Origin of the sequence: Sporosarcina newyorkensis, from assembly GCF_900167515.1 — a bacterium.
GTDB lineage: Bacteria > Bacillota > Bacilli > Bacillales_A > Planococcaceae > Sporosarcina > Sporosarcina newyorkensis.
On the sequence record NZ_FUYJ01000010.1, the window covers coordinates 86127 to 112038 of the forward strand.

The window sequence follows — 25912 nt, forward strand, 5'->3', positions numbered from 1 at the left end:
TGTATCCAAGCCCTTCCTTTCTATTATTGTCCGATCGCTTCCAAGGAATTAACAATCATCTTCGCTGCGTGTGCTCGAGTCGTTGGAGCGTTCGGCATGAACTTCCCTTGATCTCCTGTTGCAATATTTAGCTGATACAATCCTGCGATTGCCCCTTGCGTTTCTTTTGCAAAGTTCTGGATGTCCTTAAATGGTGCAGCGATTGTAGGTGTGAATGGTTTTCCAGTAGCCGCTTCATAGGTACGGCTGAGCAATAATGCCAATTGTGCACGACTGATCGATTGATTTGGCATGAACTGCCCATTTACCCCGTTAATCAGTCCGTGATCGTAAGCGGCTTGAATATCTGCTTTTGTGCTATCTGCATAATATGCCAAATCCTCAAATGGCATGTTGTTGCTCTTTGGCTTCAAATCCAATGCACGTACGATAATGGAAGTAGCCTGAGCGCGTGTCAAAGACTTGTCAGGACGGAATGTAAGATCCGAGTAGCCGCCTACAATACCTTTCTCCGCAGCCAGTTCAATCACATCTTTCGCCCAATGATTCGAAATATCTGTAAAAGTGACAGATGGCTCTACTGGTACCTTTTCTAGTGTATACGACGTTTTGATGGTATGCATGCTCTTTTTACCATGCTGATCTACAGCTTGGACAGAGAATTGATATTCTTTGTCTGGCTGCAGGTCGCCAATTTCATAAGTTAAAACAGGGCCCATTACTTCGCCTACCATTTTGTCGCCATTGTACACTTGATACGTCATAATCATTCCTGTATCAATAACCGGCCCCCAATTCAATACGACAGTGGATTGATCTTTTGCTTCCGCTGTCAGTACATCTTTCGGAAACCATGGATAATTATTCATCAATGATTCTTGGAATGCACCTGCTACTACTTGGTAGCCTGCCTCACTTAAATGAATATTTTTAGGGTTTGGTAAATACTTTGAAAAGTCCTTCGCAATTAATTCATCTGTCTGAACAAATTTAGCTGGTGTACCTTGCATTCCACCTTGAATTGCACCATTTAATCCCTTTACAAGCTGTGCAATTTGAGGCTGAAGCTCAGCAGGCATATGCGGGAATGAATTGTAATACCCCATCACATATACTTGTGCTTCAGGATTCAATTGATAGATTTTCGCCAAAATCTGCTGAATATTTCCCCCAACCTTCGTCATAGCAGCTTGAATCTCTTCCAGGTCGAAGTCTGGTTTCCCCGTGCTTTCATCAAACTTGAAATATGGAAGCACATCATTGGCGCCAGCGGTCAATGTAATTAAATCGGCTTCCTTGATTGACTGATGAAGAGCCGCGGTTTTATCTTGACTGCCTGTACCAATTACGGGCTTTGAAATGTCTGTCTGCAAGTCTTCTAGCACATTACTAGACGTATAGCCGGGAAACGAAAAACCTTTATTACTCGTTTGCAAGACTTCTTGTTTTGCTAACTCTTCCGCCAAAAAGTCCACATACCCTTTACCTGGCTCTCCCGTGGAATTAATACCGAAAGCCAATGAATCCCCAAGTGCTAAATAATTGATTGGAGCAATCCAAGTTGGTGACTTTTCAGGTTCTGCGGCAACGGTTTGCAATGGAGGCACAGCAAGCTGCAACAGTAGAGCGAATGCTAGCAACAGATGACCCCACGATTTCTTTTTCAATACATCGACCACCTTTAATTTTCTGATTATTTTAATTTCTATCATAGTTGCTAGCTTGCCAGTCTGTCAAATTTTAGTACGCACGTCCCACAGCTCTGGAAAGAAGCGATGATCTAGTACAGACTTCAAGTAACTAACGCCTGATGAACCGCCAGTTCCTGTTTTAAAACCGATGATACGCTCAACAGTCTTCATATGTCTGAATCGCCATTGCTGATGACTGTCTTCAATGTCCACCAACTTTTCTGCAAGTTGATAAAGATCCCAATAACGATCCACATCACGGTACACTTCAAGCCAGGCAGCTGCCACACTTGGATCACCTGCGTACGTAATAGAGAAATCGCGCTTCAGCAATTCAGGGTTGATCGGGAAACCTGTACGTGCCAAAGCTTGAATCGCCACGTCGTAAATACCCGGCGCATGATAGGCTTTTTCTAACGCCTCGGATAGTTTCGGATCCTTCTCATAAATTTGGATAATCTGCGGTTGCTTATAACCTAGTGCAAATTCGATCAACCGATTCTGATACGATTGAAAACCAGACGCACGCCCCAAACTGTCGCGGAACTCCATATATTCTGCAGGTGTCAGTGTAGCGAGCACATCCCACGCTTGAATAATCTGGGTCTGGACTTTCGACACACGGGCAAGCATCTTGAAAGCTTCCGGCAACTCATCATTCTGAATCGAATCAATCGCTGTTTCAAGCTCATGCAAAATTAATTTCATCCACAGTTCATTCACTTGGTGGATAATAATAAACAACATTTCGTCATGGTGCCCCGATAAACGTTCTTGGCTCGACAACACTTTATCTAAGTTTAGATACTCACCATATGTCATCGATTCGCGAAAATCTGTATGAATGCCTTTTTCCGTCATGACTCCCACTTCCTAACGACTGCACGAACCGGGCTGCCATCTGCTTCTGCCAGTGCTAAAGGTAAAGCGATCAATTCATACTGACCAGGCTCCAATGAATGCAATACTAAATTTTCTATAATGATGACATCATTGCGGTATAGGGAATGATGCGCAAGCAATTCCTTACTATCCTCCGCATCAACGGAAGGTGTATCTACTCCAAGTAACCGCACACCGCGCTCTTTCAACAAGGGCCCTACATCTTCGCCAATTACCGTGAAACGTTCCGGAAATTTCGTTGATGTCGGATGACTGCCTGTTCTCAATAAAATCCGTTCTGCCCCCTCGAAGTTCACATGTTCCAAGTCTGCCCGCGTTACACAATCCACCCCTGCCACATCAATCAAACAAGCGCTGCCGATGTAAAGATCTATAGGCAAATCCAAGATCCGCAACCCTTCATTGTCATAATGAAACGGCGCATCGGTATGTGTCCCAATATGGGTGCTCATCGTTAACTTGCCGATATTGACCGACCCAGACTGCTCCTTCGACACAGCTACTTCATACGAAAACGGAGTATCTCCCGGCCATTCTGCAATATTTTTAGTCAGCGGTTGTGTAATATCAATCCATTCGTTCGTCATGCTACAACACCTCGTTCATTCGGAAATTGTTTATACGTCTCATCCTTCATAATTCTTTTTAAGATTTGCACTGTGTGCCATACATCTTCAAATGAATTATAAAGCGCAACCGGTGCCAAGCGAATACCGTCCGGCGCTCGGAAATCCGGAATGACACCTTCCGCTTTCAATGCCTGACAAATCCTTGCCGCCTCTTCATGCAGCAATAAAAGGTGTCCGCCGCGTGTGGAATCAATCGGATTGCCGATGCCGAAAGAATAATCGCTCAATTCGCCTTCGATGCATTCCAGCATATAGCTCGTGAGCGCAAGAGATTTCTCCCGAATCCGCTCCATTCCAAGCTCTTCGAACATCTCCAACGAACCGATCAGCGGCGCCAAGCTCAATATATGTGGCGTACCAATCTGATATGCCCCCGCATCAGCAGCCGCTGTCATTTTATGATCCATGTCAAATTGCTTCGTCTTATCTGAGCCAAACCAACCTGCGAGTCCAGCTGCTTTTCCGAAATGCCGTTCATGAATGAATAATCCACCCACTGAACCCGGTCCGCCATTCAAATGTTTATACGTACACCAAAATGCGAAGTCTGCTCCCCAGTCATGAAGTTCATGAGGGATCGCTCCGATTGAATGACATAAGTCAAAACCGATGGGGATACCTTTTTCATTCGCAGCTTCTGTAAGCGCCTTCATATTCAGCACTTGTCCGCTTCGATAAAGCACAGCCGGCAGTACAATCAACGCCACCTCGTCCGTCATTGCCTCAATGATCCGTTTTTCATCGAGTGTCAACCCATCATCGCTTTTCACACGAACCAATTGCTCATCAGGGTCCAAGCCTTTCAATCGTATCTGACTTTGCAGTGCATAAATATCAGAAGGAAAATTCAATTCATCCGCCAATATTTTCGTTCGCTTACCTGACGGCTTATAGAATGTCGACACGAGCTGATGTAAATTCGTCGTCGTTGAACCCGTTGCGATTACTTCAGACTCTTTTCCACCTACCAATGTACACATCCGCTCTCCCAATTGCTCCGCCATATAAAACCATGGGTTCGCACCTTCCGTCCAACCGTCAATGCCTAACGTCTTCCATGAATCAAGCAGTTCCAGTAACGTTCGTTCCGCCCTGCCCGACAACAGGCCAAGAGAATTTCCATCCATATAGATTTTCTGTTCTGGCAAATAAAACTCCTGCCGATATGAAGCTAATTGATCTTGTGAATCAAGTTTTTGGGCATATTCTAATGTGTTAATGTCCATTTACATTCCCCTTTCTAACCGTACATAAATAATAGCACATCATTTATCAAAAGTGGAAAGCGCCCGGGTAGGCTCGACAGGCGTTGGAAATGTGCGGTGTACGGCTGTTTTGGCTCGTTTGGAGAGGGGTTTGGTTCGGTACAACTTGTCAAATGCGCGGTACGCGATGAGGTTGGTTCGGACCAATGAAAATTTGGTGCGGTACAGCGAGACTTTGGCGCGGCCTCCTGCCATTTTCACTTGATCACGGAAGAAAAAGCGATTAGCTCGAAGTAAGTTGGAGAACAAGAGGAAACTACCAAGATAGAACTTGCAGATGACTATGGCTCATGTGACTTCTTCTATAATTTATGCTACGCTTTTTTAAAAAGGAGCAATATCTTGCAAACATTTACGGAAAACACTGTGAAGATCATCCAACAAATCCCGCCAGGCCACGTCATGACGTATGGACAAGTAGCCGCAGAAGCAGGAAATCCACGCGGTGCCCGACAAGTTGCACGCATACTGCATTCAATGAGTGCCAAGTATGATTTACCGTGGCATCGAATTATCAATGCAAAGGGAACAATCTCTACTCCAGAAAACGCCGAATCAAAAGGCGAGATGCAGCGAGAACGTTTGGAATCGGAAGGAATAGAATTTGATGCAAACAGCCGAATCCCACTGGAAACCTATCGCTGGCACCCTCCTCTGCAATCTTAAAGATCAGACATAAAAAATGCTTGGCTGAATGAATCTCAGCCAAGCATTTTTGATATCACTGCAATAAACTCAAAAATTTCTTCGTCCGCTCATGCTGTGGATTGTTAAAGATATCCGCAGGCGCTCCTCTTTCTACAATGACGCCTCCATCAATGAAGATCACTTCATCTGCGACCTCTTGTGCAAATCGCATTTCATGTGTCACGACAGCCATCGTCATTCCTTCATGAGCCAAGTCTTTCATAACGCGCAGCACTTCATTGACCAACTCCGGATCAAGTGCAGACGTCGGCTCGTCGAATAACATCACTTTCGGATCCATTGCAAGAGCTCGTGCAATCGCCACACGTTGTTCCTGGCCACCCGAAAGCTGGTACGGATATTTTTCTTTATGATCAGCCAATCCCACTTTCGCCAGCAATTGTCCCGCAGTTTTCTCTGCTTCTTTCTTGGACTGCCCTTTGACCGTCGTCAATCCTTCAGTGACATTGCCCATTGCAGTCAAATGCGGGAATAGATTATAGCCCTGAAACACCATGCCCGTGAGCTGGCGAAACGCCCCAATTGCTTTTTTAGATACGGACTTGTTGAAATCCAACTGCTGATCGTCGATGGAAATGATTCCACCGTTCGGGGTTTCCAGTACATTTAGGCAGCGCAGTAATGTAGATTTACCAGAGCCCGAAGGTCCAATGATAACAACCACTTTCCCTTGCTCAATATCCAAGTCTACATTTTTGATAACTTCCATCGACCCGAAAGACTTTCTTAAACCCTGTATCGAAATCATGATAAACCTCCTGACTTGCCGACAAACCGATCCAGTCGCCCTTCAATTCTACCTTGAATAATCGATAGGATGAAACAGATCACCCAGTAGACAAGTGCAGCCATGGTATAGACGAATAAAAATTCGTAGTTCATCGATGCAATTTCTTGTGCTCGTCTAAACGTCTCTGCCACCAAAATTGTCGCGGCCAGCGAGGTGTCCTTAACCAATCCGATAAATGAATTGGAAAGCGGCGGAACAGAGACCCGCGCGGCTTGTGGTAACACGATTTTACGCAATGCCTGAGAATAATTCATGCCGATTGAATAGGCCGCTTCCCATTGGCCTTTAGGAATGGATAGAATCGCAGCCCGAATAATTTCAGAAGCATATGCGCCCACATTCAATGAAAATCCGATGACCGCCGATGGGAATGGATCGATAACAACCCCGATCGTCGGCAGTCCGTAGAAGATAATAAATAATTGCACTAACAATGGAGTACCTCGGATGATGGAAACATATACCCGTGCAATCCCGCGCAATATTTTGCTGGAAGAAATCCGTGCCAGAGCTGTAAAGATCGCAATGATAAGCCCAATGATGAATGTAATGATCGCCAAAGGTATTGTGAACTTAATAGCCCCTTCAATCAACGGCCCGATGGATGTTGATGCGATTTCTTGGAGTCTCTGTATCCGTTCGGGACTTAACGCAATACTATTAAGAAACATCTTCACCAAACCATTTTTCGGAGATCTCTTTCAACTTACCGTCTTCACGCATCGCATCTAACGCTTTGTTTATTTCATCAACTAAATCTTCATTTCCTTGTCTAAATAAAAACGCGTTTTCCGATTCATTTTCAGCTGAAGTATCTTCCTCTTCCACTATTTGAATGGGAGCGTCTGGTTTTTGCTGCAGGTAGTCTAGAGCGGAAATTTTGTCATTGTACGTACCATCCACCCGCTTGGAGACGATCAAATCGACCGCCTGATTAAAGCCGTCTACTTTGATGATTTCTGCACCATGCGACTTGGCTAGCTCACCATAGTTACTCGTCAATGTTTGTGCTGCTTTCTTACCTTCCATTCCATCAAATGCAATCTGCTCATCTGCATGAATGATCAGTACAGAATGAGAGCGTGTATATGGCTGAGAGAACTCGTACTTCGCCTTGCGGTCATCATTGATGCCGACTTGGTTGGCGATGACGTCAAAGCGCTTGGCATCCAACCCCGCAAAAATAGCATCCCACTGCGTTTCAAAAAACTTCGCTTCCACGCCTAAACGCTTTGCGACTTCTTCAGTCACTTCCACATCATAGCCCGTTAATTTTCCGGATTCATCGTGAAACGAAAACGGTGCGTACGTTCCTTCTGTTCCAATATTTAGTACACCTTTTTCTAACACTTCTTCTAACAGGCCATTATTTGCAGCGGAATCACCCGACGATTCTTCTGTAGGTTTTTCATTGGAACCGTTCGTCTTATCGTCCTCTTTCGTGCCGCAAGCAACCAAAACTGCGGACAATAAAATTAATAGAAATGGTAATAAAATCTTCTTCATTTCTTAAACCCCACTATTCTAATAAGTATTTGTTGTTTAGAATCATAAGAGATTGTGCAGACTCTGTCAACATTCAAAACTCTTCATGCAAGTAATTATACTATATAGAATTGACAAACTAAACAAATTACTTTAATCTATCGTTAGTTTAAAACCTATTAAACCACTTGGAAATAAGGAGGAATTATGTTGAGATTAAAAACGAAATTGATTCACGCAGGGATTTCAGGTGATCCACTGACAGGAGCGGTGACTGTCCCAATCTATCAGGTCAGTACGTTCAAACAGGATGCACCCGACAAAAACAGAGGCTATGATTACTCACGAGCCGGTAACCCCACACGAAATGCGGTGGAGCAATACATTGCCGATATCGAAGGCGGAAAACGCGGACTTGCATTCGCGTCTGGATTGGCCGCTTTGTCCTCTGTTCTTATGACATTTAACGCCGGTGATCACTTCATCATTAGCAATGACGTATACGGCGGTACATACCGTGTTCTCAATCAAGTACTAAATCGACTGAATTTAACATCAACTTTTGTCGACCCAACTGTTATCGAAAATATTTCAGAGGCAATCCAGCCAAATACGAAAGCGATTGTCATCGAAACGCCAGGGAATCCATTCTTAAAAGTAGTCGATATTGCAGCTCTTTCAAAAGTAGCGAAAGAGCATGACCTGACGTTGATTGTCGATAACACATTCCTGACTCCCTATTGGCAAAATCCTCTGGAGCTCGGAGCTGATGTCGTGTTCCACAGCGCCACGAAATACTTAAGCGGACATAGCGACGTCGTAGCAGGTCTCGTTGCCGTGAAAGATGAGCAGCTCGGAGAAGATATTCATTTGGTTCAAAAAGCCGTAGGCGCCATACTTGGTCCACAAGACTCCTATCTGTTGTTGCGTGGGATGAAAACATTGGGCATACGAATGGAAGAACATGAAGTGAACACGAAACGTATCGCTGAATGGCTGACGGAGCAACCACAAGTAAAAAAGGTCTACTACCCCGGACTCGAGAGCCATCCAGGGCATCAATTAGCCAAACAACAAGCACGAGGTTTCGGTGGTGTCTTATCATTTGAAGTGGATAGTGAAGAACTGGCCGAGCAAATTATTGAGAAAGTGAAGATTTTCCAGCTTGCTGTTAGTCTGGGAGCAGTGGAAAGTCTAATTTCTGTACCAGCCAAAATGACACATGCAACCATTCCCACTGAAGAACAAACCAAATTAGGCATCACGCCTAAACTAGTAAGATTATCTGTCGGCATTGAAGATGTGGAAGACTTGTTAGAAGATTTGCAGCAGGCATTTGAATGACTGAAGCCGAGGGCCAGGGAGACTGAAATCTTCCTGGTTTTTTCACATTATGTATCCTTCTAGTTATTTACAAGTTTTAAACCAAATTAAAAGGGGGAAACAATCGCTATACAACTGATAAGGGATTGATTCATATGGAACAAGGATCTGAGAATGCACGAAGGAAACTACATAAAACATTAAAACCATCATGGGTATTCGCGATTGCACTTGGCTCATCAGTAGGCTGGGGTGCTTTCATTTTACCCGGTGATTGGATTCGCGATTCAGGACCGCTTGGTGCGATCATCGGTCTAGGGATCGGTGCCCTTATCTTGATGATCATTGCTTCGAGTTATGGTGTCATGATCAAGAAGTTTCCGGTATCCGGAGGCGGATTTACATATGCTTTTATCGCGGCTGGTAAAGTATGGGCGTTCATTTGCGGCTGGTTTTTATCACTCGGATATATTTCGATTGTAGCATTGAACGCCTCAGCGCTGACATTGTTGTTAAAGTTTTTGGCACCAGGTTTCATGAAGCAAGGCTATTTATACTCGGTAGCGGGATGGGATGTCTATGTGCCGGAAATACTGATAGCCAGTGTGTTGATTCTACTGTTCGCTCTCATTAATTCTACAGGAACCAGTGTTTCAGGAAAAATTCAGTTCTACTTCAGTGTGCTGCTTGTGGCAGGCGTGGTGCTACTAGGTTTCTTCACATTCAGCGTCGCCGATCAGCCACTTACAAACTTGCAACCTTTCTTTAAAGGCAACCAATCTATTTTAACTTCGGTACTCGTCATTCTGGCGATCGCTCCTTGGGCGTATGTTGGATTTGACAATGTGCCTCAAGCAGCTGAAGAATTTAATTTTTCTCCTCGAAAAGCTACAATGCTTATCGTCGCATCTTTATTTACATCATTCTTGATTTACGCAATTATGATTGGTTTAACCGGCTGGACATTCCCTTCTCTAACCGCAGTCGGGACTGGTGATTTGTGGTTGACAGGAGAAGTAGTCCGTTCCGCATTAGGAATTGGTGGGCTAGCCGTTATGGCAGTGGCAATTGTCATGGGAATCTTCACAGGACTCAATGGATTTTTCATGTCGTCTAGCCGCTTGCTGTTTTCTATGGCCCGCGCTCGTGCATTGCCTAACTTTTTCCGTACCATGACAAAGGAAAACCAGACACCTGTCTGGGGAATCTGGTTTGTGGCCCTGATCACATTGCCGACTCCGTGGTTCGGACGCCAGGCGCTCACATGGATTGTCGATATGTCCTCAACTGGCGTTTCAGTCGCCTATTTCTTCACTTGTCTAGCAGCTTATAAGGTGCTTGCTTGGAATAAGGAAAAAGCAGGCCGTGAGATAGCGCCAATGAAAAAATTTCTAGCATTGATTGGGATGATCGCCAGCGGAGCTTTCTTAGCTCTATTGCTCGTACCGAATTCTCCCGCTGCACTTTCTACACCCTCTTATATTTTATTGTTGGCATGGGCTGTAGTCGGCGGCATTTTCTATCTAGCTATCCGTAAGCGTTATAATAGCTTGACACAGGAGGAAACTGAATATTATGTGCTCGGTAAAACCATTGAATCCGAGGTGATGGATACAACAGACGAGCCGAAAAAGGATGACCGAGTACCGTTATTCAATGCTTCCTCCTAATATATATACACTCCTTTCCACCGTTAATTCGGATAATTCCCGGGTATACTTGGGTAAACGGAAAGGAGTTTTGATATGTCGAGAAAACTAGTAACTGCTATACGCGAGCAATCTATTCCTTTAAAGGATCCGATAGCTTTCGATCAATTGTTGCAAAAAGCTGGAGATGCGCAAGTTGTTCTGATCGGTGAAGCTTCTCATGGAACTTCTGAATTCTACCAGCTGCGCGCAGAGTTTTCCAAACGGCTGATTCAGGAAAAAGGCTTCTCTGCCATTGCCATAGAAGGTGATTGGCCTTCCGTTCAAGCTGTCAATAATTATGTTAAAGGTTACGAAAGTGCACAAGAGAACTTACGAGATTTATTGATTCGATCGTTCAGCAGATGGCCCTCCTGGATGTGGGCGAACACAGAAATCGAGTCGTTCGCAAGATGGTTGCAAGAGGTAAACCAGCTGCGTGCCCCTCAGCAGAAAGTTGGTTTCTATGGGATTGATTTATATAGCTTATACGAATCCATCGATGAAGTGTTAGGGTTTTTAGAAAGCAATGACTCGTATGGTGTTGATTTAGAACTTGCCAAAAAAGCTTTCTCCTGCTTCGAGCCCTATAACCGGATGCCCGAGCATTATGCACTTTCATCTGCCCATTTCACCGATGAATGCATAGGCGAAGTCACAAACTTGCTGCAGTCCATTCGTTCCAATGAAGAGCGCTATCCACACGCACATGAGCAGGACTTGAACTTGGAAATGAATGCGCTGGTAGCAAAAAATGCCGAGGCATATTATCGTGCGATGCTCCAAGACGATGCTCTGTCCTGGAATATCCGTGACACACATATGACAGAAGCAATTAAAGAAATTCACAACTACTATGGAAAAGACACGAAACTTATTGTTTGGGAACATAATACTCATATCGGGGACGCAACGGCCACATCCATGGCTGACCAGCAATTGATCAACGTAGGTCAATTAATTCGAGAGCAATACGGTAAAGAGAATACATTGGCTATAGGATTCGGTACTTACGAAGGAACAGTTATTGCGGGCAGCAGTTGGGGTGAGTCGTATGAAAGGATGACGGTGCCGCCTGCCAAATTCAACACGTGGGAGGGACAATTGCATGCCGCCGGTGCGGAGGACAAGCTGTTGATTTTCAACGATCAAAATCGACAGCAATTTGATGAATGGATCGGTCACCGCGCAATTGGCGTCGTCTATAATCCTGAATTTGAGGCGTACGGAAATTTTGTCCCTTCCCGTATCAGTCAGCGATACGATGCATTTATATACATTGACCAATCGTCTGCGCTAGCTCCATTGTCTGAGTAGAGAGTCATCAGAAAAGCAGAGGCACATTGCCTCTGCTTCAGACTGTATAAAAATGGAATGGTAAGTGGTTATGCTACCGTTGATCTACGTTACAGGCGGGCGCTTTCCGGGGGGCGTGGCTTGAGCCTCCTCGTTCGCTTCGCTTCCTGCGGGGTCTCAAGGCGCACGCTGATCCCCCAGGAGTCGCCGCCTTCCACTACGATCAACTAGCCCACTCCCCCAGCTTGAGTGAATTGATTATCTATCTGAAGAACTTTATAAGTAGAGTAGAGAAAGTTTCAATTAAAGTAAAGATATTTTTCTGTTTAAAGAAGTAATAACCCGATCGTTAGCAATATACAGTGAGTTTACTCTGTATATTAGTTTACTTTTTTAGTGATTGGAGCGGAAGACGAGTGAAATGCAAAGATGTGCTCCCAACGCTTTGCTTATGTTCGCAAAGGCCATTCTTAGCGACAGCCTTTCCTGTGGAATCTAGCGCGAATGACGAGACCCTGGACTGAGCGTAGCAAGAGAAGCGGATCAGCCGCGCCCCACGGAAAGCGTCCCTTCAGTAGCGCAAATACCGGAATACAAGCCTGTAGTGCTTACTTATTTTTTATTGTTAGATTATCTAAATTAATTTAGTTTTTGTCTACAAGCTGAAGCAGAGGCACATTGCCTCTGCTTTTTGTTCTTTCTATAAATTTTCACAACAGTCCTATCCATTTCCAATAGGTTGCACTGAACAGTAGGATCAGCAAATAACCGATAACTGTCAGCGGTATTCCTGACTTCAAGAAATCCTTCACTGAAAAGGCGCCTGTTCCGTATGCTAACATATTTTGTGGCGCACTCACTGGTAATAAAAAGCCGAAACTGATGACAAATTGCTGGATTAAGACAAAACCAACTTCATTGACATCCAATGCAATGGTTGAAGTCAGAGCAATAAAAATTGGGATAAGCGCAGATGATAAGCTCGTGGCGCTGGCGAATCCTAGATGAATTAGAATATTAAATAGCGACAGAAGCGCGATTGTTGCGAGCAACGGCATATTATTTAAGCCCATCGCCCCAAATACTTTATCTGACAGCCATTGTGCACCTGTCGTATCCAATAAAATGGTCCCTAAGGAAATACCGACTGCGAACACGATAATCGTTCCCCACGGAATCATCTGCTGCACAGTTTTCCAATCAAATACACCAATCTTCGGTGTCAATAAAATAGCGATTGCCACTATCGTCACTGTTGTCGTGTCGAATGAATGAAGCTTCTCCTCCGTGGCCCATAGAAACAGCAATATCAAAGAAATGATAATTAAGCGGAGTTCGGAAGACTTCATTTTACCCAATTCTTTTAATTGACCTTGGATCAACTCTTTTCCGCCCTCTATTACCTTTGTTTCGGGTTTTATAATTGCAAGCATGACGAAGTATAGAACAATCGACATGATGATCGACCAAGGAGCGGCGTAGAGGAACCAAGAACTCCAGGCAACGGAAACACCAAATTCTTTCTCGATAAATCCAAGTGCCACCATATTTTGTGCAGCGCCTGTCTTAATACCGATATTCCAAATCGATACAGATTGCACAGCAGTTATGACGAGTAACGCGCCTAATCGACTGTTTGCCGGAAGTCCGAAAGCCGCCACCATACCAAGCAAAATCGGAACAACCGCTCCTGCTCGCGCTGTAGCGCTCGGTACGAAAAACGCTAATATGATAGACACTACAATCGAACCAAAAATAATGGCGCCTGTTTTTACACCGACTTTCGATAAGATATACAATGCCAAACGTTTATGCAAATTGGTCGCTTGCATTGCCGTAGCCAAGAATAAGGCAGCTGCCACAAGCGCCACTGCTGGGCTGGAGAACCCCGCCAACGCCATTTTCAAGCCCTCTTTCGTTCCAAGCATTTCATCCGGATTTGCCATATCGGGTGCCAAACCCAACAACACTGCAGCCAAACCTAAAATCATAGCTGCACTCACAGGATACGGTACTGCCTCTGTCACCCACAAGATGACCGCGAATGCTAAGATGGCCAATGCACGTTGCCCCGTTACCGGCAAATCTGCGGGATTCGGAAGCAATACAATTGTTATAAGGACGACAAATGCTAGGATAATCCACAATCCGTTCAGGTTTCGTTTAGGCTTTGGTGCTGTTTCTTCAGATGTTTTCACAAGCTGCCCCTTCCTTTCCAAAACATAATTCTGTTCACTTACCTCATACTGCTTTTGGTTACCCATTAAAAACCGGCCACCTCTTCGCGGATGAATGGCCGGGCATCGATCAATTTTTTCGTTTCACATGTTTCAGTATAACTTCACTCTTTGGAATGCTCGGAATATCCACCAAACTGTAACTTAAATCTTGCGCCGGCACCTCAAATGTCATTCGATTTGCCAAGTAATCTAAGCTGACCTTCATCACCTCAAGCGTTACCCATTCTCCTGCGCAGCGATGATTTTGAATGTAATCCCCACCACCCTGCGGAATTAAGTTGTATGGCGTGATCGACTCCTCTGCAAATCTTGACGGATTAAACACTTCTGGATTATTCCATAATTTCGGGTCGTGATTCGTTCCGTAAAAGTCGAGAATCGTCAGCGTTCCCTTCTTAAACTCATAGTCTTCCCATTTAAAGTTCTCTTTTACACGTGCCGCATTAAATGGGAAGAAAGGATACAAACGACGAACCTCCTGAACAAAATCCTGCAGATCTTTTTCCTTACCAGAAGAGAGCTTTTTGGCCTCCTCAGGATGTTGGATTAAGGCATGTCCTGTAAATGCGATATATATAGCAATTGCTACTATTGGACGGACAATATTCAGCACTTCAACAGCGGCAATCTTTTCACTAAGCAGCTTGCCTTTCTCATCACGATGGAATGAAAAAACATGCATAGCCGTTCCTTCAAAAGGAATCAAATCTCCTTTACGGACAGATTTGATTAAGCCACCGATCCATTCTTCCATTTCTTCACGTGCTTTCTTACCTTTCCAATGCGTATAGCCCAGTGTTGCAGGGGTTTCAAACAACTGAACGATTGCCTCTTGCTTCTCTTTAATTTCTTTTTCTTTCAATGGAACACCCGCCCATTGACATGCAAGACGAAGCAGAAGTTCTTGAGCTTCTTCGTACAAATTCACTTCCCCTTGCTGTTCCCAGTCACGTAACTTTCTTTCCCACTGCCCAGCGGCCATCTCTTTCAGTTGCTGAATCTGCTCCGGTCCCATTAGCGACATGAATGCTTCCTTGCGTACACAATGAGCCTCTCCGTCCAGCGTCTGGACTCCTTTTTCACCAAGCAATGTTTGCTGGACACGTTTCGGTGCTGCCCCTTTGCGAATAAATTTATCCGTATCATAAAATAGTTCGGCTTCTTTCGCTCCCGACAGACAAATCACTTGTTCACCAAGTAAATGAGTCTCAAATACGTTAGAGTGCAGTCCTCTTCTTCGATTTCGCAAAAACTGATAGCCTTCCCTCAACATACTCGCTGTGTGATCTTTCCCTTCTAACTTCGGCATAGATTTAGTTTCCCGCAAACCCGTCACGTCCTTTCTGCTGCTTCTTTATTCTCTACCCATTTCAGTCTTTCTATAATCGTTCCATTCAGCTATTGACTTATCTGTTAGAAGTGGTTATATTCAAAACGGTATATCTTTCTGTAAACAAAACAAGGTCTTATATAAAGTGAAGCGTTGTCTTCAGTAATTTCATTCGCGGCAGCAACAAGAGACTGAACGGTAGGTGCAAGTTCAGGCGACGTATGAAATGAACTACACCAACGAGTTGTCTTCACATGCAATGGAGAGGATAGCTCAGGCTATCAATTAGGGTGGTATCGCGGAGAACTCCTTCGTCCCTTATGGGGGCGACAGGGGTTTTTCGTATTTATAGGGGAGGCATCTAGTCAGCATGTTGCAAATCAAAGCGATTCATAAACCAACTTTTAAGGCTTCTGTCAGTTTGTCCGTTGCCATTGTCGCACTTATCAGTATCTGTATCGTGCAGTTTAAATCTGCACCACATTTACCTATTTTATTGGCCATTTTATTGTTGTTTGGATATGGAATGTGGAATAAATTTACGTTTAAACAACTTGAAACAGGGCTAGTAAACGGCGCTAGTTCAGGTATGAGTGCCGTGTTCTTATTCTTCTTTATTGGCGTACTTGTCAGTAGCTGGATGATGAGCGGGACCATTCCTACTTTGATCTATGCTGGGTTTCAAATCATTACACCGGCCTACTTCTATGCCATCGCCTTTGTCGTTACCGCAATCATCGGTCTATCCGTCGGCAGTTCATTAACAACAGTTGCAACAGTCGGGGTGGCGTTTATCGGGATGGCTCACGTACTGGACTTGTCCTTGCCACTTGCTGCGGGTGCAATTGTGTCAGGCGCTTTTTTCGGAGATAAAATGTCGCCGCTTTCCGATACGACCAACTTAGCCTCTTCTATTGTTGGCGTGGACTTATTTGAACATATACGAAATATGGGGTGGACGACGTTCCCTGCTTTTTTCATCTCCCTAATACTTTTCGGCATACTCTCTCCCAGTACAGCATCTGGTGATTTTCAAAAGATTGAGACCTTTCGCGATGCATTAATGGGTACAAATATGATTCATTGGTATACTGTCATTCCGATTATCGTCCTATTCGTCTTGACATTTGCAAAGGTACCAGCAATTTTAACGCTTGCAGCCAGCTCGTTTGTCGCTGTGATCATTGCGTTTTTCCATACTCAATATGGTTTTTCGGAAGTACTAGAGATTTTATTCAGCGGTTATAAAGGATTAACTGGCGTAACCGAAGTAGATGAACTACTCTCTCGCGGAGGCATGGAAAGCATGATGTTCACCATCTCACTTGTACTGCTAGCTTTAAGTATGGGCGGTATGCTGTTTACGCTGGGAATTGTACAATGTCTGCTTGCAAAGATCGAAAGCTTACTGCGTAAAGTGTCTTCAGTTATCATGGCTTCTGCACTTACAGCAATCGGTATCAACGTACTGATTGGTGAGCAATATTTATCCATTTTACTGACAGGACAAGCATTCCAGTCATCTTATGAAAAAGTCGGACTGGCCAATAAAAACTTGAGCCGTGTTATGGAAGATGCCGGAACGGTCATCAACCCTCTCGTTCCATGGAGTGTGGCGGGAATTTTCATTACTACTGTGCTTGGCGTGCCGACACTTGCCTATTTACCGTTTACATTTTTCTGCTTATTGAGTCCTGTACTGACAGTGCTCTTCGGATACTTAGGGAAGACATTGACACGTATTTAAGATTTTAAAGGAAGCTGTATGGGTTCTAATGAGTTGTTCTGCTTTTAAGGAACATCTTTCAGAACACTATACAGCTTTTTTTGCGTTTTCATTATCGAAATTATCAAGCAAGCTTTCCAACACCCCATTACCACGTATCCTTATAAAGATTCCCGATGACCATGCATAAGACCTTTTGATTGACCAATACTAAATGGAAATCTTGAATTGGCGGTGAATGAAGGCGTGGATTTCAATTTTATTTGGCAAGCTGTGCTGATCATCGTTGCAGGTATCGTTCTCTTGCACATCTCAGGACGAAAATCCATTTCGCAAATGACAATCGGACAAACCGTGTTAATGGTCGCTGTTGGAACACTCTTGATCCAGCCAGTAGTCAGCAAGAACCTTTGGCACACATTATTGACCGCTCTCGTTCTTGTGTTAACGTTATTGGTAATCGAATACCTATCTTTAAAAATTAATGTATTCGAACGTCTGGCAAGGGGAAGTTCAAGAGTAATCATTGAAAATGGCATACTGAAGCTACAAACGATGAAAAAATTACGAATGACAGTCGACGAACTAGAAATGCATCTCCGCCAAAAGGGCATAGATAAGGCAGAAGATGTTAAGTATGCCACCATCGAGATGAGCGGACAGCTCGGCTATTCGTTAATTGACCGAAAAAAGTATGCAACAAAAGAGGATATTGATCGTATTCAACTAACCTTAGAGGAAATGAGTCGTCAGCTAAATTTACACTTAGCTTCCGAGCAAAGTCCTCCTCCAATCCCAGAAACCACTAACTTGTTCTCTGAAATTGTAGAAGGTCATTCTCACCCCGTGCCAAAGCGTCTAGAATAAGTTTAGAGTATGTAGATAAAGGGAATTTATCCATAACAACTCCATAATGAGAGGAAGTTTTCTATATGAAAAGATTAATAAAAAGCGTAATAAAATGGGGACCTCTGCTGTATCCTGTCATAAAAAAGATTATGAATGAAAAAAATAAGAAAGAGGATTATTCACGCGGAAAGAACGCAAGATAATGATATATGAAAAGCACTGACAGACTGTATTTTGTCAGTGCTTTTATTTTTATATGGATAAAAAAATAAAGTATTTTGTTCAAATTGGTTTATTTTCTTACTGAAAAGAGTATACTAGTGTTGAGGATTTTTTTCTGACCTCTTTTTTCCTCTCTATGTTTGATCCCCAAACAAAAAGCTCCAGGTACACCACATTACCTATGGAGGAGAATTAACCACATGCATTGGTACAACAAATTGAAAGAGTATTTTCCGATTGAAGAGATGAAGTCAAAAGAACATATGGAGACATTGCTGATTGATAAAAGAAATGTCTATCATAAGGAAGAAGGACCGAAACATGTACTAATGTACGTGGAGACGGAGGATTTTGTTTTCGTGGATTATCTTTTCGTATCTTCTGCTGCGCGCGGCGAAGGTCTCGGAAAAAAACTACTGGATTCGTTGAAGACCAAAAATAAGCCGATTTTATTGGAAGTTGAGCCTGCTGTTGAAGAAGAACCCGATACGGGTAAACGACTCAAATTCTATGCTAGAGAAGACTTCTCTCACGCACAACAAATTAGTTATGTGCGTCGTTCACTGGCAACCGGAGAAACAAACAACCTCGAGATTCTTTATTGGTCACCCGCAACACCTGCCAAAGTGGATGAAAAGGTCATCTTCAACGCGATGAAAACCACCTACGAAGAAATTCACACTTACAAAGATCAGCACTTTTATGGAGCCTCATACGAACCTACAGCACAAGTGCTTCAATTTTATATGAAACCGAAAATAAATATTTTGGAAAATTTTGATGCCGTCAGTGTATAAGGCAGAAAAATAGTTCCAATCAAGCGTCCAAGCTAACATGCTGGGCGCTTTTTATTTGGCTTTCATTTACTTGTTTTGACTATTTTGCTTATCAACTTGACAATTATACTAGTCAAATTGTAAAGTATAATATGTATTCAACGTATTTAGAATCTGATTTATAATCTAATTGAATAAAAAAGGTGGGATGATGTGATGAAGACGAGACTGAAGGAACTTCGTGCAAGAGAAGGATTCAATCAAACCGAGCTGGCTAAACGCGCTAGAGTCTCCCGGCAAACGATCAGTTTAATCGAACGGGAAGACCTGATGCCTTCCTTGCTGATTGCTGTACGTCTGTCTCATATTTTTAATGAACCAATTGAAAAGATTTTTATTTTCGATGAGGAGGAATTATCATGAAAACAATAGGAAAAATGTTAGTCGGGGCGATGATCGGTTTTTTTGCAACATACACGCTGCTAGCCTCGGATTTTGAAAAGACAATGGAAAGTATCGGGTTGGAGATGACTGTAGTGCTTGGCGGAGTATCTTTTTTTCTGGGGCTGCTATGTATAATGAACATCTGGCAAATTAAGAAAAAAGCAACTGCTTCTCTAACCGGAGAAGAGGAAGATTTACGGGATGAATGGCAATATAAAAAATATAGCGACGCGACATTGGCTGGCAATAGCAGTCTCATCTTTGCTATCAGCACATTAGGAATCGCACTCGTGACAAAACAATCTTTGGCACTGATTATTGGCGCATTACTGCTAGTGATCACAACCCTTATCTGTAACACGGCGGGATTATCAGTAATAAAATTTGTATATCCTGACCGTAACTTGCCAGAAGCCTCAGATAAAAATTATGCGAAAAAGTTGCTGGCTGCAACTGACGAGGGAGAACGGCACGTTATGTTGGAAGGACTCTATTCAGCATACAACAGCACAAACATATTATTAATTGGCGCGATGGGTTTGTTCATTATCTACTCTGTCGGATCAGGTAACTCACAACTATTTGCTATTCTTGTCATTGCAATCGTGTTAGTTACCGTTAATACACAATATATGTTTAAAGTACGAAGTAAATAATGTAGTGTGATGAATCGTTTAAGAGAACTTAGGAAAAATATAGCACTCCTAAGTTCTCTTTTTTATGGTTTCTATTTCTAGACTACTTTATTTCCTTCTAGTTGACTTTCCTCTAAATAAGTAACCTAATAGTTGATTGAATCACCGAATGATTGACCTTACACTAATTATAAAGCAGAAAGGACGTGAAAAAATGCTGCAAATCGGGTCGATCATATTAAAAGAGAGAAAACGGCTGCAGGTAACACAGGATACGCTGGCTGCCTATTGCCAGGTCTCAAAAGCATCGGTATCCAAGTGGGAGAAAGGACAAAGTTATCCTGACATCACGTTGTTGCCGAAGCTGGCTTCTTATTTCAAACTAACAGTGGATGAGCTACTTGGCTATGAACGTCAATTGTCAAAAGCAGAAATTCAGAAACAGTATTACGAATTTGCTGAACGCTTTGGGATAGAACCGTTTGAACAAGTTTATGATGAAGTAGACGAACAGGTGAAGTCATTCTATCACGATCCTTCATTTCTATTGCAAATGAGTATTTTAATGCTTAATCACCATATGCTAAGTGATGAAAGCCCTCATATCTTGCAAAAGACTAACCAATGGCTCGAGCGTATCCGCCAATTAAGCGAAGACGTCTGGATGTTGCGCCAAGCCAATTCCTTGCAGGCAACCATCGCGCTCATGCAAGCTGATCCAAACACAACACTTCATTTATTGGATGGCGTAATTAAACCAAGTATTGGTGATGAAATTTTGCTGGCGACTGCTTATGAACAAGTGGAAAAGCAAGACGAAGCCTTGCGTGTGATCCAAGTTATGATGTACCAAAACATCATCCAGCTAGTTGGAAGCAGTCCGATTTACTTACGACTGACTACAGCCGATTCGAATGCTTTTGAAGAAACGATTCGCCGAATGAATGGATTGATCGAATTGTATTCACTAAGAAAACTGCATCCGAATATTTGTCTGCAATTTTATTTTGGCGTAGCTCAATGTGCTGCAGCGTTGGAGAAACGCGAGTTGATGTATTCGTATTTGAAGAAGTTTGTTGAAGTCTGTATCGAAGATTTGTTTCCCATTAAACTGCGGGGCGACGACTATTTTGATTTATTGGAAGACTGGTTGGCACAATTGGATTTAGGTCCCAATGCCCTGCGCAATACGAGTATTATTAAGCAATCGGCTTTGGAAGCTATCGAGGCACCTTTCTTCGCACCTTTCCAAAATGAGGAGGAGATGAAGGAATTAATTGAAAAATTACGCTGGGGATTGGAGGGCATTCAATGAATACGGACGTAGAGATTCTAATCGAGTATTTGCCTTTTCTAATTCCTCTTATCCTATTACAAATCGGACTCGGGATATTTTCAGCTGTCCACGTCATCCGAAATCCCCACTATCGTTTTGGTAATCAGGTAATGTGGCTGCTAATTGTGTTATTCATTCAGTTTATCGGTCCATTAGTTTATTTTGTCTTCGGAAGAGGTGATGATCATGGTCGTGCAAATTGAAGGTGTAACAAAACGCTTTGGAAGTCGGGACGTACTGCATGACATTCATATGCATATTCCTGAGCATTCTATTTTCGGATTTGTCGGTGCGAATGGAGCCGGCAAGACCACTTTGATGAAGTGTATGCTTGGTCTGCTCCCACTCACTGGTGGAGCGATTACGATCGCGGGTGAAAAGGTGACGTTCGGAGAAACGAAATCAAACGCACATATTGGCTTTTTACCGGACGTTCCGGAATTCTATCCATTTTATAACGCGAGACAATATTTAGAGCTTTGCGCGGTGGTTACTGACATGCCGAAAAAGGAATGGAAACAACGGATTGATGAGCTGTTGGAATTAGTCGGACTAGCAGATGTAACTTCCTTGATTCGCACCTATTCAAGGGGTATGAAACAGCGTCTCGGTATCGCGCAGGCCTTGCTTAACCGGCCAAAGCTGCTCATTTGCGATGAGCCGACTTCTGCGTTAGACCCGGCAGGTCGCGCACAAATTCTTTCGATATTGCAAAAAGCGAAAGCTGAAACAACTGTTTTTTTCTCTACACACATCCTATCTGACGCGGAACAAATCTGTGATCATGTCGCGATGCTACATAAAGGAGAAATTATTTTTCAAGAAGAACTGGCAAAATTAAAACAGCAATTTCACGACCAATTTGTCTATACATTCACAGTTCCTGCGAAGGAAGCTATGAAACAACTTGCATCCACTCAAGCCAAAATGCATATTGAAGATGATACTTTAATTGTCAGCTTACCGAATGACAGGGCACGTTTGGTGTTCATGCGTGAGCTGACACAGCGAGAACTCATCGTACAGTCCATACATCCACAAACTCGAATGTTGGAACAAGTCGTACTGGAGGTGCTCGGATGAATAGCTGGGTTGGATTTTTCAAGAAAGAATGGTTCGAGAGCGTGAAGACATACAAACTCCTGCTTGTGCTGGTCATTTTCTCGATACTTGGTGTGCTGAATCCTTTCACGGCTAAAATTACCCCCGTCCTAATGGAGAATTTTATGCCTGAAGGAGCTGTGCTAAATTTGCCTGAGCCTGCTGCGCTTGACTCTTGGCTGCAGTTTTACAAAAATGTACCGCAAATGGGCTTGATCGTCTTCATTTTATTATTCAGCACGATGATGTCGAAGGAGCTGGAAAAAGGTACACTTGTGATTTTGCTTACAAAGGGATTGCATAGAAGTACAGTCATTACAACGAAGTTTTTTATCGCACTTTGTTATTGGACGCTCGCTATCGCTTTATCGTTCAGTATCACATACGCCTATACAGCTTACTATTGGGATCAAAACAGCCTGCATCATCTATTCTTTGCTGTCAGCTGCCTTTATGCATTTGGCTTACTGCTTCTCGCCATCACATTATGGGGGAACACATTTTTCGCGACTTCCTCCGGCGGAATATTGGTCACTCTACTTTTCATGATCAGCTTATTTATCTTTGCTATTTTTCCGAAATCTCATTCATGGAGTCCGCTTGAATTAATGGCCACTCCTCCGGAAATACTAACTGGTGACGTGATACCGTCAGATCTAGTAATTCCTTATGTCTTAACTATCGGATTGACTCTATTTTTTGTCTGGTTAACGACTACCCATTTCAAGAAAAAGTTGCTGTGATTTATTTTCCAAAAACCTCTCTGAAAACGTTGACATCCAGTTGCAAGCGCCAGCTTCTCGGGACGTTTCGAAGTTAGACGGCGCTTTCCACTTTTGTTGACATTTAGTATAGATTCAGGTAAATTACTAAAGGACGAACAATCCAGTGATTTTAAATGAAAATATTCGTTTATAGAGGTGATTGTAATGGATACAGTATTTGATTATGAAGATATACAGCTAGTTCCTGCAAAATGTGTGGTTGAGAGTCGTTCGGAATGCGATACTTCAGTTACGTTAGGCGGACATACTTTCAGATTGCCTGTCGTACCTGCCAACATGCAGACCATCATTGATGAAAAGATTGCGATTCAACTTGCAGAAGAAGGCTATTTCTATATTATGCATCGTTTTAACCCGGAAAAGCGTGTAGATTTTATTAAGGATATGCACGCACGCGGTTTAATTGCTTCTATTAGCGTGGGCGTCAAAGAAGAGGAATACGGATTTGTTGAACAGCTCGCTATCGACGCTCTCGTTCCTGAATTCATCACGATCGATATTGCGCACGGTCATTCCAATCAAGTCATCCGAATGATCCAGCATATCAAAAAGCATTTGCCAATGAGCTTCGTCATCGCAGGAAATGTCGGTACACCAGAAGCAGTTCGCGAGCTTGAAAATGCTGGAGCGGATGCAACGAAGGTGGGAATTGGACCGGGAAAAGTATGTATCACGAAAATTAAAACTGGCTTCGGTACTGGCGGCTGGCAATTGGCGGCAGTTCGTTTATGTGCAAAAGCGGCGTCTAAACCGATTATTGCAGACGGCGGTATCCGCACAAATGGGGACATCGCAAAATCTGTTCGTTTTGGTGCCAGCATGGTCATGATTGGCTCGTTATTTGCTGGACATGAAGAGTCACCAGGGCAAACCGTGGAACAGGATGGACAGAAGTATAAAGAGTACTTCGGTTCTGCGTCAGAGTTCCAAAAAGGTGAGAAGAAGAACGTCGAAGGTAAAAAGATGTTTGTGGAATACAAAGGTCCGTTGAAAGGCACTTTGATTGAAATGGAACAAGATCTGCAGTCCTCTATTTCATACGCAGGCGGCAAAAAACTTGAGGCCATTCGCAATGTGGATTACGTGATTGTGAAGAACTCAATTTTCAATGGGGATAAAGTGTTTTAAATGAGCATAACTGTTCGGAGACTATCCTCTAGGTTGCTCTCCGGATAACCAGGCCAGCCTTTCATACATTATCTAAGTAAAAACACTCTCTTCCAATGACGAAGAGAGTGTTTTCGTTATGGTTGCACATCCTCTTCTTCAATCCGAAGTTTATTCTCAAACAAACTCGCCATCAACGCACCGATCGTCAAGTTCATCACCATATTAGCGACTGCAGGAACTGCAGCAAGCGATCCAAAATGCTCCATTGCGAGTGTCGCAGCTAAAGCCGAGTTACAGATCCCTGTATGGAATAAAATTGCGCGCGCGTTGCGTTCGGCTACGCCCATCCATCTGGCAATGAAATATCCCGACATCATCGGAATACAGACTTGCAAAGTAACCGCCACGAAAACAAGCGGCAACACCGACAGATTTTCAGAAAGTGCCTGCTGTGCGTTGGAAATAACGGACAGGATAACAATGAATAAAGCGAGTTGCGATAAAACCGGCGTATACGGCTTCACTGTTTCCACCTGCCGTTGCCACAGCCACTGTACAAATAATCCTGCCAACAAGGGCAAAAATACAATATAAATTATATTAAGGAATAATGGCCAAAATTCAATTGGAATGAAGCGTCCTGCAAAAACTTGCAATAAAACAGGTGTCAACACAGGCGAGATAAATGTATCCAATGTCGCCATCGTAATGCTTAGGGCGACTTCTCCGCCTGCGATAAATGTATAAATATTCGCAGATGTCCCACTTGGTACGGTCCCCGACAAAATGATGCCTGTTGCGATTTCAGCTTGATTGCTAAAGAATAGATACGCAATACCAATCGATACACCCACCATAATGGTCCATTTCAGGAAGACGCCAAGCAGTGCATATTTTGGGTTTTTAATAACTTCTAGCAACTTTTCTGACGATAGGGATAACCCCATCAGGAAGAAAATTGTTCCTAATCCGAATCCCGTAAGCTGTCGGATAGAAACAAATGCGTCTGGGGTAGCGTAAGCAATAATGGATAAAAGTACAATCCAGATTGGCAAGTATTTCGAAATAATTTTTGAAATGATTTGAATCGTTTTCACACACAACTCTCCCTAACGAGCAAAACTTGTACTTGGCACAAGTAAGTTCATGCCAAGCACAAGCCGTTGACACTTTACTTGGATCTTAACACATATGCGTATGAGCGGCTGACCGGAGTTTATGAGCGCAAACGAGCTATTTATGAGCGCGGCCCACTTTGCAACCATCCCCCCCTATTATTTCGTATAAACATACGCGCCATTCTCCACATGATCCAAGTCAACTGCATCCCCTATCGACACTTCCGAATTCATTCGCACGGTCACTTTTACTTTGGCTTCGTCGAGCTGAACGAGTACAACTGTGTAAGGGGCAAGATGTGCGAATTCAGCCGGTGCGATGTGGATATCCGTATAGCTATAGACACTACCCTTCGAAGAAACTTCCTGTTCCTGCAACGAGCCGGTTCCGCAGCTCGGGCATCGATATTTGCTCGACACACTGGCATACTCGCAATGAGCGCATTGATAAACTTTCATCTC

At 43.4% G+C, this 25912-nt stretch carries 25 protein-coding genes; 14 read left to right on the forward strand and 11 right to left on the reverse strand.

The features are described 5' to 3' along the window. Window positions 1-23: 23 nt before the first annotated feature. The 4 genes from B5D59_RS16175 to kynU all read right to left on the reverse strand — a co-directional run bounded on the left by B5D59_RS16175 (window position 24) and on the right by kynU (window position 4449). A complete protein-coding gene (locus tag B5D59_RS16175) occupies window positions 24-1667 on the reverse strand; it encodes an S-layer homology domain-containing protein (protein ID WP_176132616.1) in 1644 nt (547 codons plus the stop codon). Window positions 1668-1733: 66 nt separating this feature from the next. Continuing rightward, window positions 1734-2552 carry a tryptophan 2,3-dioxygenase gene (gene kynA, locus B5D59_RS16180; RefSeq protein ID WP_050804721.1) on the reverse strand — a complete coding sequence of 273 codons (819 nt, stop codon included), beginning with the start codon at window positions 2550-2552 and terminating at the stop codon, window positions 1734-1736. Next, a complete protein-coding gene (gene kynB, locus B5D59_RS16185; protein WP_009499156.1) occupies window positions 2549-3181 on the reverse strand; it encodes an arylformamidase in 633 nt (210 codons plus the stop codon). The genes kynA and kynB overlap by 4 nt, the downstream gene beginning before the upstream one ends. After that, the gene (gene kynU / locus B5D59_RS16190; RefSeq protein WP_078818676.1) at window positions 3178-4449 is read right to left on the reverse strand and encodes a kynureninase; all 1272 of its coding nucleotides are present in this window, start codon (window positions 4447-4449) and stop codon (window positions 3178-3180) included. Before kynU ends, kynB begins: the two co-directional genes overlap by 4 nt. Before the next feature lie 381 nt (window positions 4450-4830). On the opposite strand from kynU, the gene B5D59_RS16195 reads away from it, so the two are divergent. Then, window positions 4831-5154, forward strand: coding sequence for an MGMT family protein (locus B5D59_RS16195; RefSeq protein ID WP_078818677.1), 324 nt, complete (start codon window positions 4831-4833; stop codon window positions 5152-5154). 55 nt (window positions 5155-5209) lie between these two features. Here B5D59_RS16195 and B5D59_RS16200 read toward each other — a convergent pair whose 3' ends face one another. The 3 genes from B5D59_RS16200 to B5D59_RS16210 are packed head-to-tail and all read right to left on the reverse strand — an operon-like array spanning window position 5210 to window position 7492. Further along, window positions 5210-5944, reverse strand: coding sequence for an amino acid ABC transporter ATP-binding protein (locus B5D59_RS16200; protein WP_009499159.1), 735 nt, complete (start codon window positions 5942-5944; stop codon window positions 5210-5212). Beyond that, window positions 5941-6657: an amino acid ABC transporter permease gene (locus tag B5D59_RS16205; protein ID WP_009499160.1), complete on the reverse strand. Its 717-nt coding sequence runs from the start codon at window positions 6655-6657 to the stop codon at window positions 5941-5943. The genes B5D59_RS16200 and B5D59_RS16205 overlap by 4 nt, the downstream gene beginning before the upstream one ends. Beyond that, entirely contained in the window at window positions 6647-7492 is an 846-nt protein-coding gene (locus tag B5D59_RS16210; RefSeq protein WP_009499161.1) for an amino acid ABC transporter substrate-binding protein, read from the reverse strand. The genes B5D59_RS16205 and B5D59_RS16210 overlap by 11 nt, the downstream gene beginning before the upstream one ends. Before the next feature lie 189 nt (window positions 7493-7681). Here B5D59_RS16210 and B5D59_RS16215 point away from each other — a divergent pair, with 189 nt between their 5' ends. The 3 genes from B5D59_RS16215 (at window position 7682) to B5D59_RS16225 (ending at window position 11799) form a co-directional block, all read left to right on the forward strand. Continuing rightward, window positions 7682-8815 carry a bifunctional cystathionine gamma-lyase/homocysteine desulfhydrase gene (locus B5D59_RS16215; RefSeq protein ID WP_040759960.1) on the forward strand — a complete coding sequence of 378 codons (1134 nt, stop codon included), beginning with the start codon at window positions 7682-7684 and terminating at the stop codon, window positions 8813-8815. A 134-nt stretch (window positions 8816-8949) separates the two neighbouring features. Next, entirely contained in the window at window positions 8950-10464 is a 1515-nt protein-coding gene (locus B5D59_RS16220) for an APC family permease (RefSeq protein ID WP_078818678.1), read from the forward strand. A gap of 75 nt (window positions 10465-10539) precedes the next feature. Continuing rightward, window positions 10540-11799, forward strand: coding sequence for an erythromycin esterase family protein (locus B5D59_RS16225; RefSeq protein WP_078818679.1), 1260 nt, complete (start codon window positions 10540-10542; stop codon window positions 11797-11799). Between the two features lie 689 nt (window positions 11800-12488). On the opposite strand, the gene B5D59_RS16230 is transcribed toward B5D59_RS16225, so the two are convergent. Further along, on the reverse strand, window positions 12489-13997 hold the full coding sequence (locus B5D59_RS16230) for a DASS family sodium-coupled anion symporter (RefSeq protein WP_425441361.1): 1509 nt from the start codon (window positions 13995-13997) through the stop codon (window positions 12489-12491). 88 nt (window positions 13998-14085) lie between these two features. Next, window positions 14086-15327, reverse strand: coding sequence for a CYP152 family fatty-acid peroxygenase CypC (gene cypC, locus B5D59_RS16235; protein ID WP_078818708.1), 1242 nt, complete (start codon window positions 15325-15327; stop codon window positions 14086-14088). A gap of 391 nt (window positions 15328-15718) precedes the next feature. On the opposite strand from cypC, the gene nhaC reads away from it, so the two are divergent. The 10 genes from nhaC (at window position 15719) to guaC (ending at window position 24350) form a co-directional block, all read left to right on the forward strand. Continuing rightward, the gene (gene nhaC / locus B5D59_RS16240) at window positions 15719-17095 is read left to right on the forward strand and encodes a Na+/H+ antiporter NhaC (protein ID WP_078818680.1); all 1377 of its coding nucleotides are present in this window, start codon (window positions 15719-15721) and stop codon (window positions 17093-17095) included. Window positions 17096-17308: 213 nt separating this feature from the next. Further along, a complete protein-coding gene (locus B5D59_RS16245) occupies window positions 17309-17941 on the forward strand; it encodes a DUF421 domain-containing protein (RefSeq protein WP_078818709.1) in 633 nt (210 codons plus the stop codon). Between the two features lie 404 nt (window positions 17942-18345). Next, window positions 18346-18942, forward strand: a complete 597-nt coding sequence (locus B5D59_RS16250; RefSeq protein ID WP_009499172.1) for a GNAT family N-acetyltransferase — start codon at window positions 18346-18348, stop codon at window positions 18940-18942. A 195-nt stretch (window positions 18943-19137) separates the two neighbouring features. Further along, complete coding sequence (locus B5D59_RS16255; RefSeq protein WP_009499173.1) at window positions 19138-19344, forward strand: helix-turn-helix transcriptional regulator; 207 nt, start codon at window positions 19138-19140, stop codon at window positions 19342-19344. After that, window positions 19341-20021 carry a DUF3169 family protein gene (locus tag B5D59_RS16260; RefSeq protein WP_078818681.1) on the forward strand — a complete coding sequence of 227 codons (681 nt, stop codon included), beginning with the start codon at window positions 19341-19343 and terminating at the stop codon, window positions 20019-20021. The genes B5D59_RS16255 and B5D59_RS16260 overlap by 4 nt, the downstream gene beginning before the upstream one ends. Before the next feature lie 193 nt (window positions 20022-20214). Continuing rightward, window positions 20215-21315, forward strand: coding sequence for a helix-turn-helix domain-containing protein (locus tag B5D59_RS16265; protein ID WP_040759964.1), 1101 nt, complete (start codon window positions 20215-20217; stop codon window positions 21313-21315). Beyond that, window positions 21312-21539 carry a PLDc N-terminal domain-containing protein gene (locus B5D59_RS16270; RefSeq protein WP_009499176.1) on the forward strand — a complete coding sequence of 76 codons (228 nt, stop codon included), beginning with the start codon at window positions 21312-21314 and terminating at the stop codon, window positions 21537-21539. Before B5D59_RS16265 ends, B5D59_RS16270 begins: the two co-directional genes overlap by 4 nt. Next, entirely contained in the window at window positions 21523-22419 is an 897-nt protein-coding gene (locus B5D59_RS16275; RefSeq protein WP_009499177.1) for an ABC transporter ATP-binding protein, read from the forward strand. The genes B5D59_RS16270 and B5D59_RS16275 overlap by 17 nt, the downstream gene beginning before the upstream one ends. Beyond that, a complete protein-coding gene (locus B5D59_RS16280; protein ID WP_009499178.1) occupies window positions 22416-23180 on the forward strand; it encodes an ABC transporter permease in 765 nt (254 codons plus the stop codon). The genes B5D59_RS16275 and B5D59_RS16280 overlap by 4 nt, the downstream gene beginning before the upstream one ends. A 186-nt stretch (window positions 23181-23366) precedes the next feature. After that, window positions 23367-24350, forward strand: coding sequence for a GMP reductase (gene guaC / locus B5D59_RS16285; RefSeq protein WP_078818682.1), 984 nt, complete (start codon window positions 23367-23369; stop codon window positions 24348-24350). Window positions 24351-24466: 116 nt separating this feature from the next. Here the strand turns inward: guaC and B5D59_RS16290 are convergent, their stop codons facing one another. Together B5D59_RS16290 and B5D59_RS16295 are read right to left on the reverse strand one after the other, a co-directional pair. Next, window positions 24467-25429, reverse strand: coding sequence for a bile acid:sodium symporter family protein (locus tag B5D59_RS16290; protein ID WP_078818683.1), 963 nt, complete (start codon window positions 25427-25429; stop codon window positions 24467-24469). Window positions 25430-25606: 177 nt separating this feature from the next. Continuing rightward, window positions 25607-25909: a Zn-ribbon domain-containing OB-fold protein gene (locus B5D59_RS16295; protein ID WP_040759965.1), complete on the reverse strand. Its 303-nt coding sequence runs from the start codon at window positions 25907-25909 to the stop codon at window positions 25607-25609. Window positions 25910-25912: the final 3 nt, after the last annotated feature.

What these genes read in the sequence shown, in the direction of transcription:
- B5D59_RS16260 (WP_078818681.1), top strand. Translation starts at nt 19,341, where the DNA reads ATGAAAACAATAGGAAAAATGTTAGTCGGGGCGATGATCGGTTTTTTT.
- B5D59_RS16250 (WP_009499172.1), top strand. Translation starts at nt 18,346, where the DNA reads ATGCATTGGTACAACAAATTGAAAGAGTATTTTCCGATTGAAGAGATG.
- B5D59_RS16280 (WP_009499178.1), top strand. Translation starts at nt 22,416, where the DNA reads ATGAATAGCTGGGTTGGATTTTTCAAGAAAGAATGGTTCGAGAGCGTG.
- B5D59_RS16205 (WP_009499160.1), bottom strand. Translation starts at nt 6,657, where the DNA reads ATGTTTCTTAATAGTATTGCGTTAAGTCCCGAACGGATACAGAGACTC.
- B5D59_RS16265 (WP_040759964.1), top strand. Translation starts at nt 20,215, where the DNA reads ATGCTGCAAATCGGGTCGATCATATTAAAAGAGAGAAAACGGCTGCAG.
- guaC (WP_078818682.1), top strand. Translation starts at nt 23,367, where the DNA reads ATGGATACAGTATTTGATTATGAAGATATACAGCTAGTTCCTGCAAAA.
- kynB (WP_009499156.1), bottom strand. Translation starts at nt 3,181, where the DNA reads ATGACGAACGAATGGATTGATATTACACAACCGCTGACTAAAAATATT.
- kynU (WP_078818676.1), bottom strand. Translation starts at nt 4,449, where the DNA reads ATGGACATTAACACATTAGAATATGCCCAAAAACTTGATTCACAAGAT.
- B5D59_RS16200 (WP_009499159.1), bottom strand. Translation starts at nt 5,944, where the DNA reads ATGATTTCGATACAGGGTTTAAGAAAGTCTTTCGGGTCGATGGAAGTT.
- kynA (WP_050804721.1), bottom strand. Translation starts at nt 2,552, where the DNA reads ATGACGGAAAAAGGCATTCATACAGATTTTCGCGAATCGATGACATAT.
- B5D59_RS16275 (WP_009499177.1), top strand. Translation starts at nt 21,523, where the DNA reads ATGGTCGTGCAAATTGAAGGTGTAACAAAACGCTTTGGAAGTCGGGAC.
- B5D59_RS16220 (WP_078818678.1), top strand. Translation starts at nt 8,950, where the DNA reads ATGGAACAAGGATCTGAGAATGCACGAAGGAAACTACATAAAACATTA.
- B5D59_RS16295 (WP_040759965.1), bottom strand. Translation starts at nt 25,909, where the DNA reads ATGAAAGTTTATCAATGCGCTCATTGCGAGTATGCCAGTGTGTCGAGC.
- cypC (WP_078818708.1), bottom strand. Translation starts at nt 15,327, where the DNA reads ATGCCGAAGTTAGAAGGGAAAGATCACACAGCGAGTATGTTGAGGGAA.
- B5D59_RS16255 (WP_009499173.1), top strand. Translation starts at nt 19,138, where the DNA reads ATGAAGACGAGACTGAAGGAACTTCGTGCAAGAGAAGGATTCAATCAA.
- B5D59_RS16210 (WP_009499161.1), bottom strand. Translation starts at nt 7,492, where the DNA reads ATGAAGAAGATTTTATTACCATTTCTATTAATTTTATTGTCCGCAGTT.
- B5D59_RS16225 (WP_078818679.1), top strand. Translation starts at nt 10,540, where the DNA reads ATGTCGAGAAAACTAGTAACTGCTATACGCGAGCAATCTATTCCTTTA.
- B5D59_RS16270 (WP_009499176.1), top strand. Translation starts at nt 21,312, where the DNA reads ATGAATACGGACGTAGAGATTCTAATCGAGTATTTGCCTTTTCTAATT.
- nhaC (WP_078818680.1), top strand. Translation starts at nt 15,719, where the DNA reads ATGTTGCAAATCAAAGCGATTCATAAACCAACTTTTAAGGCTTCTGTC.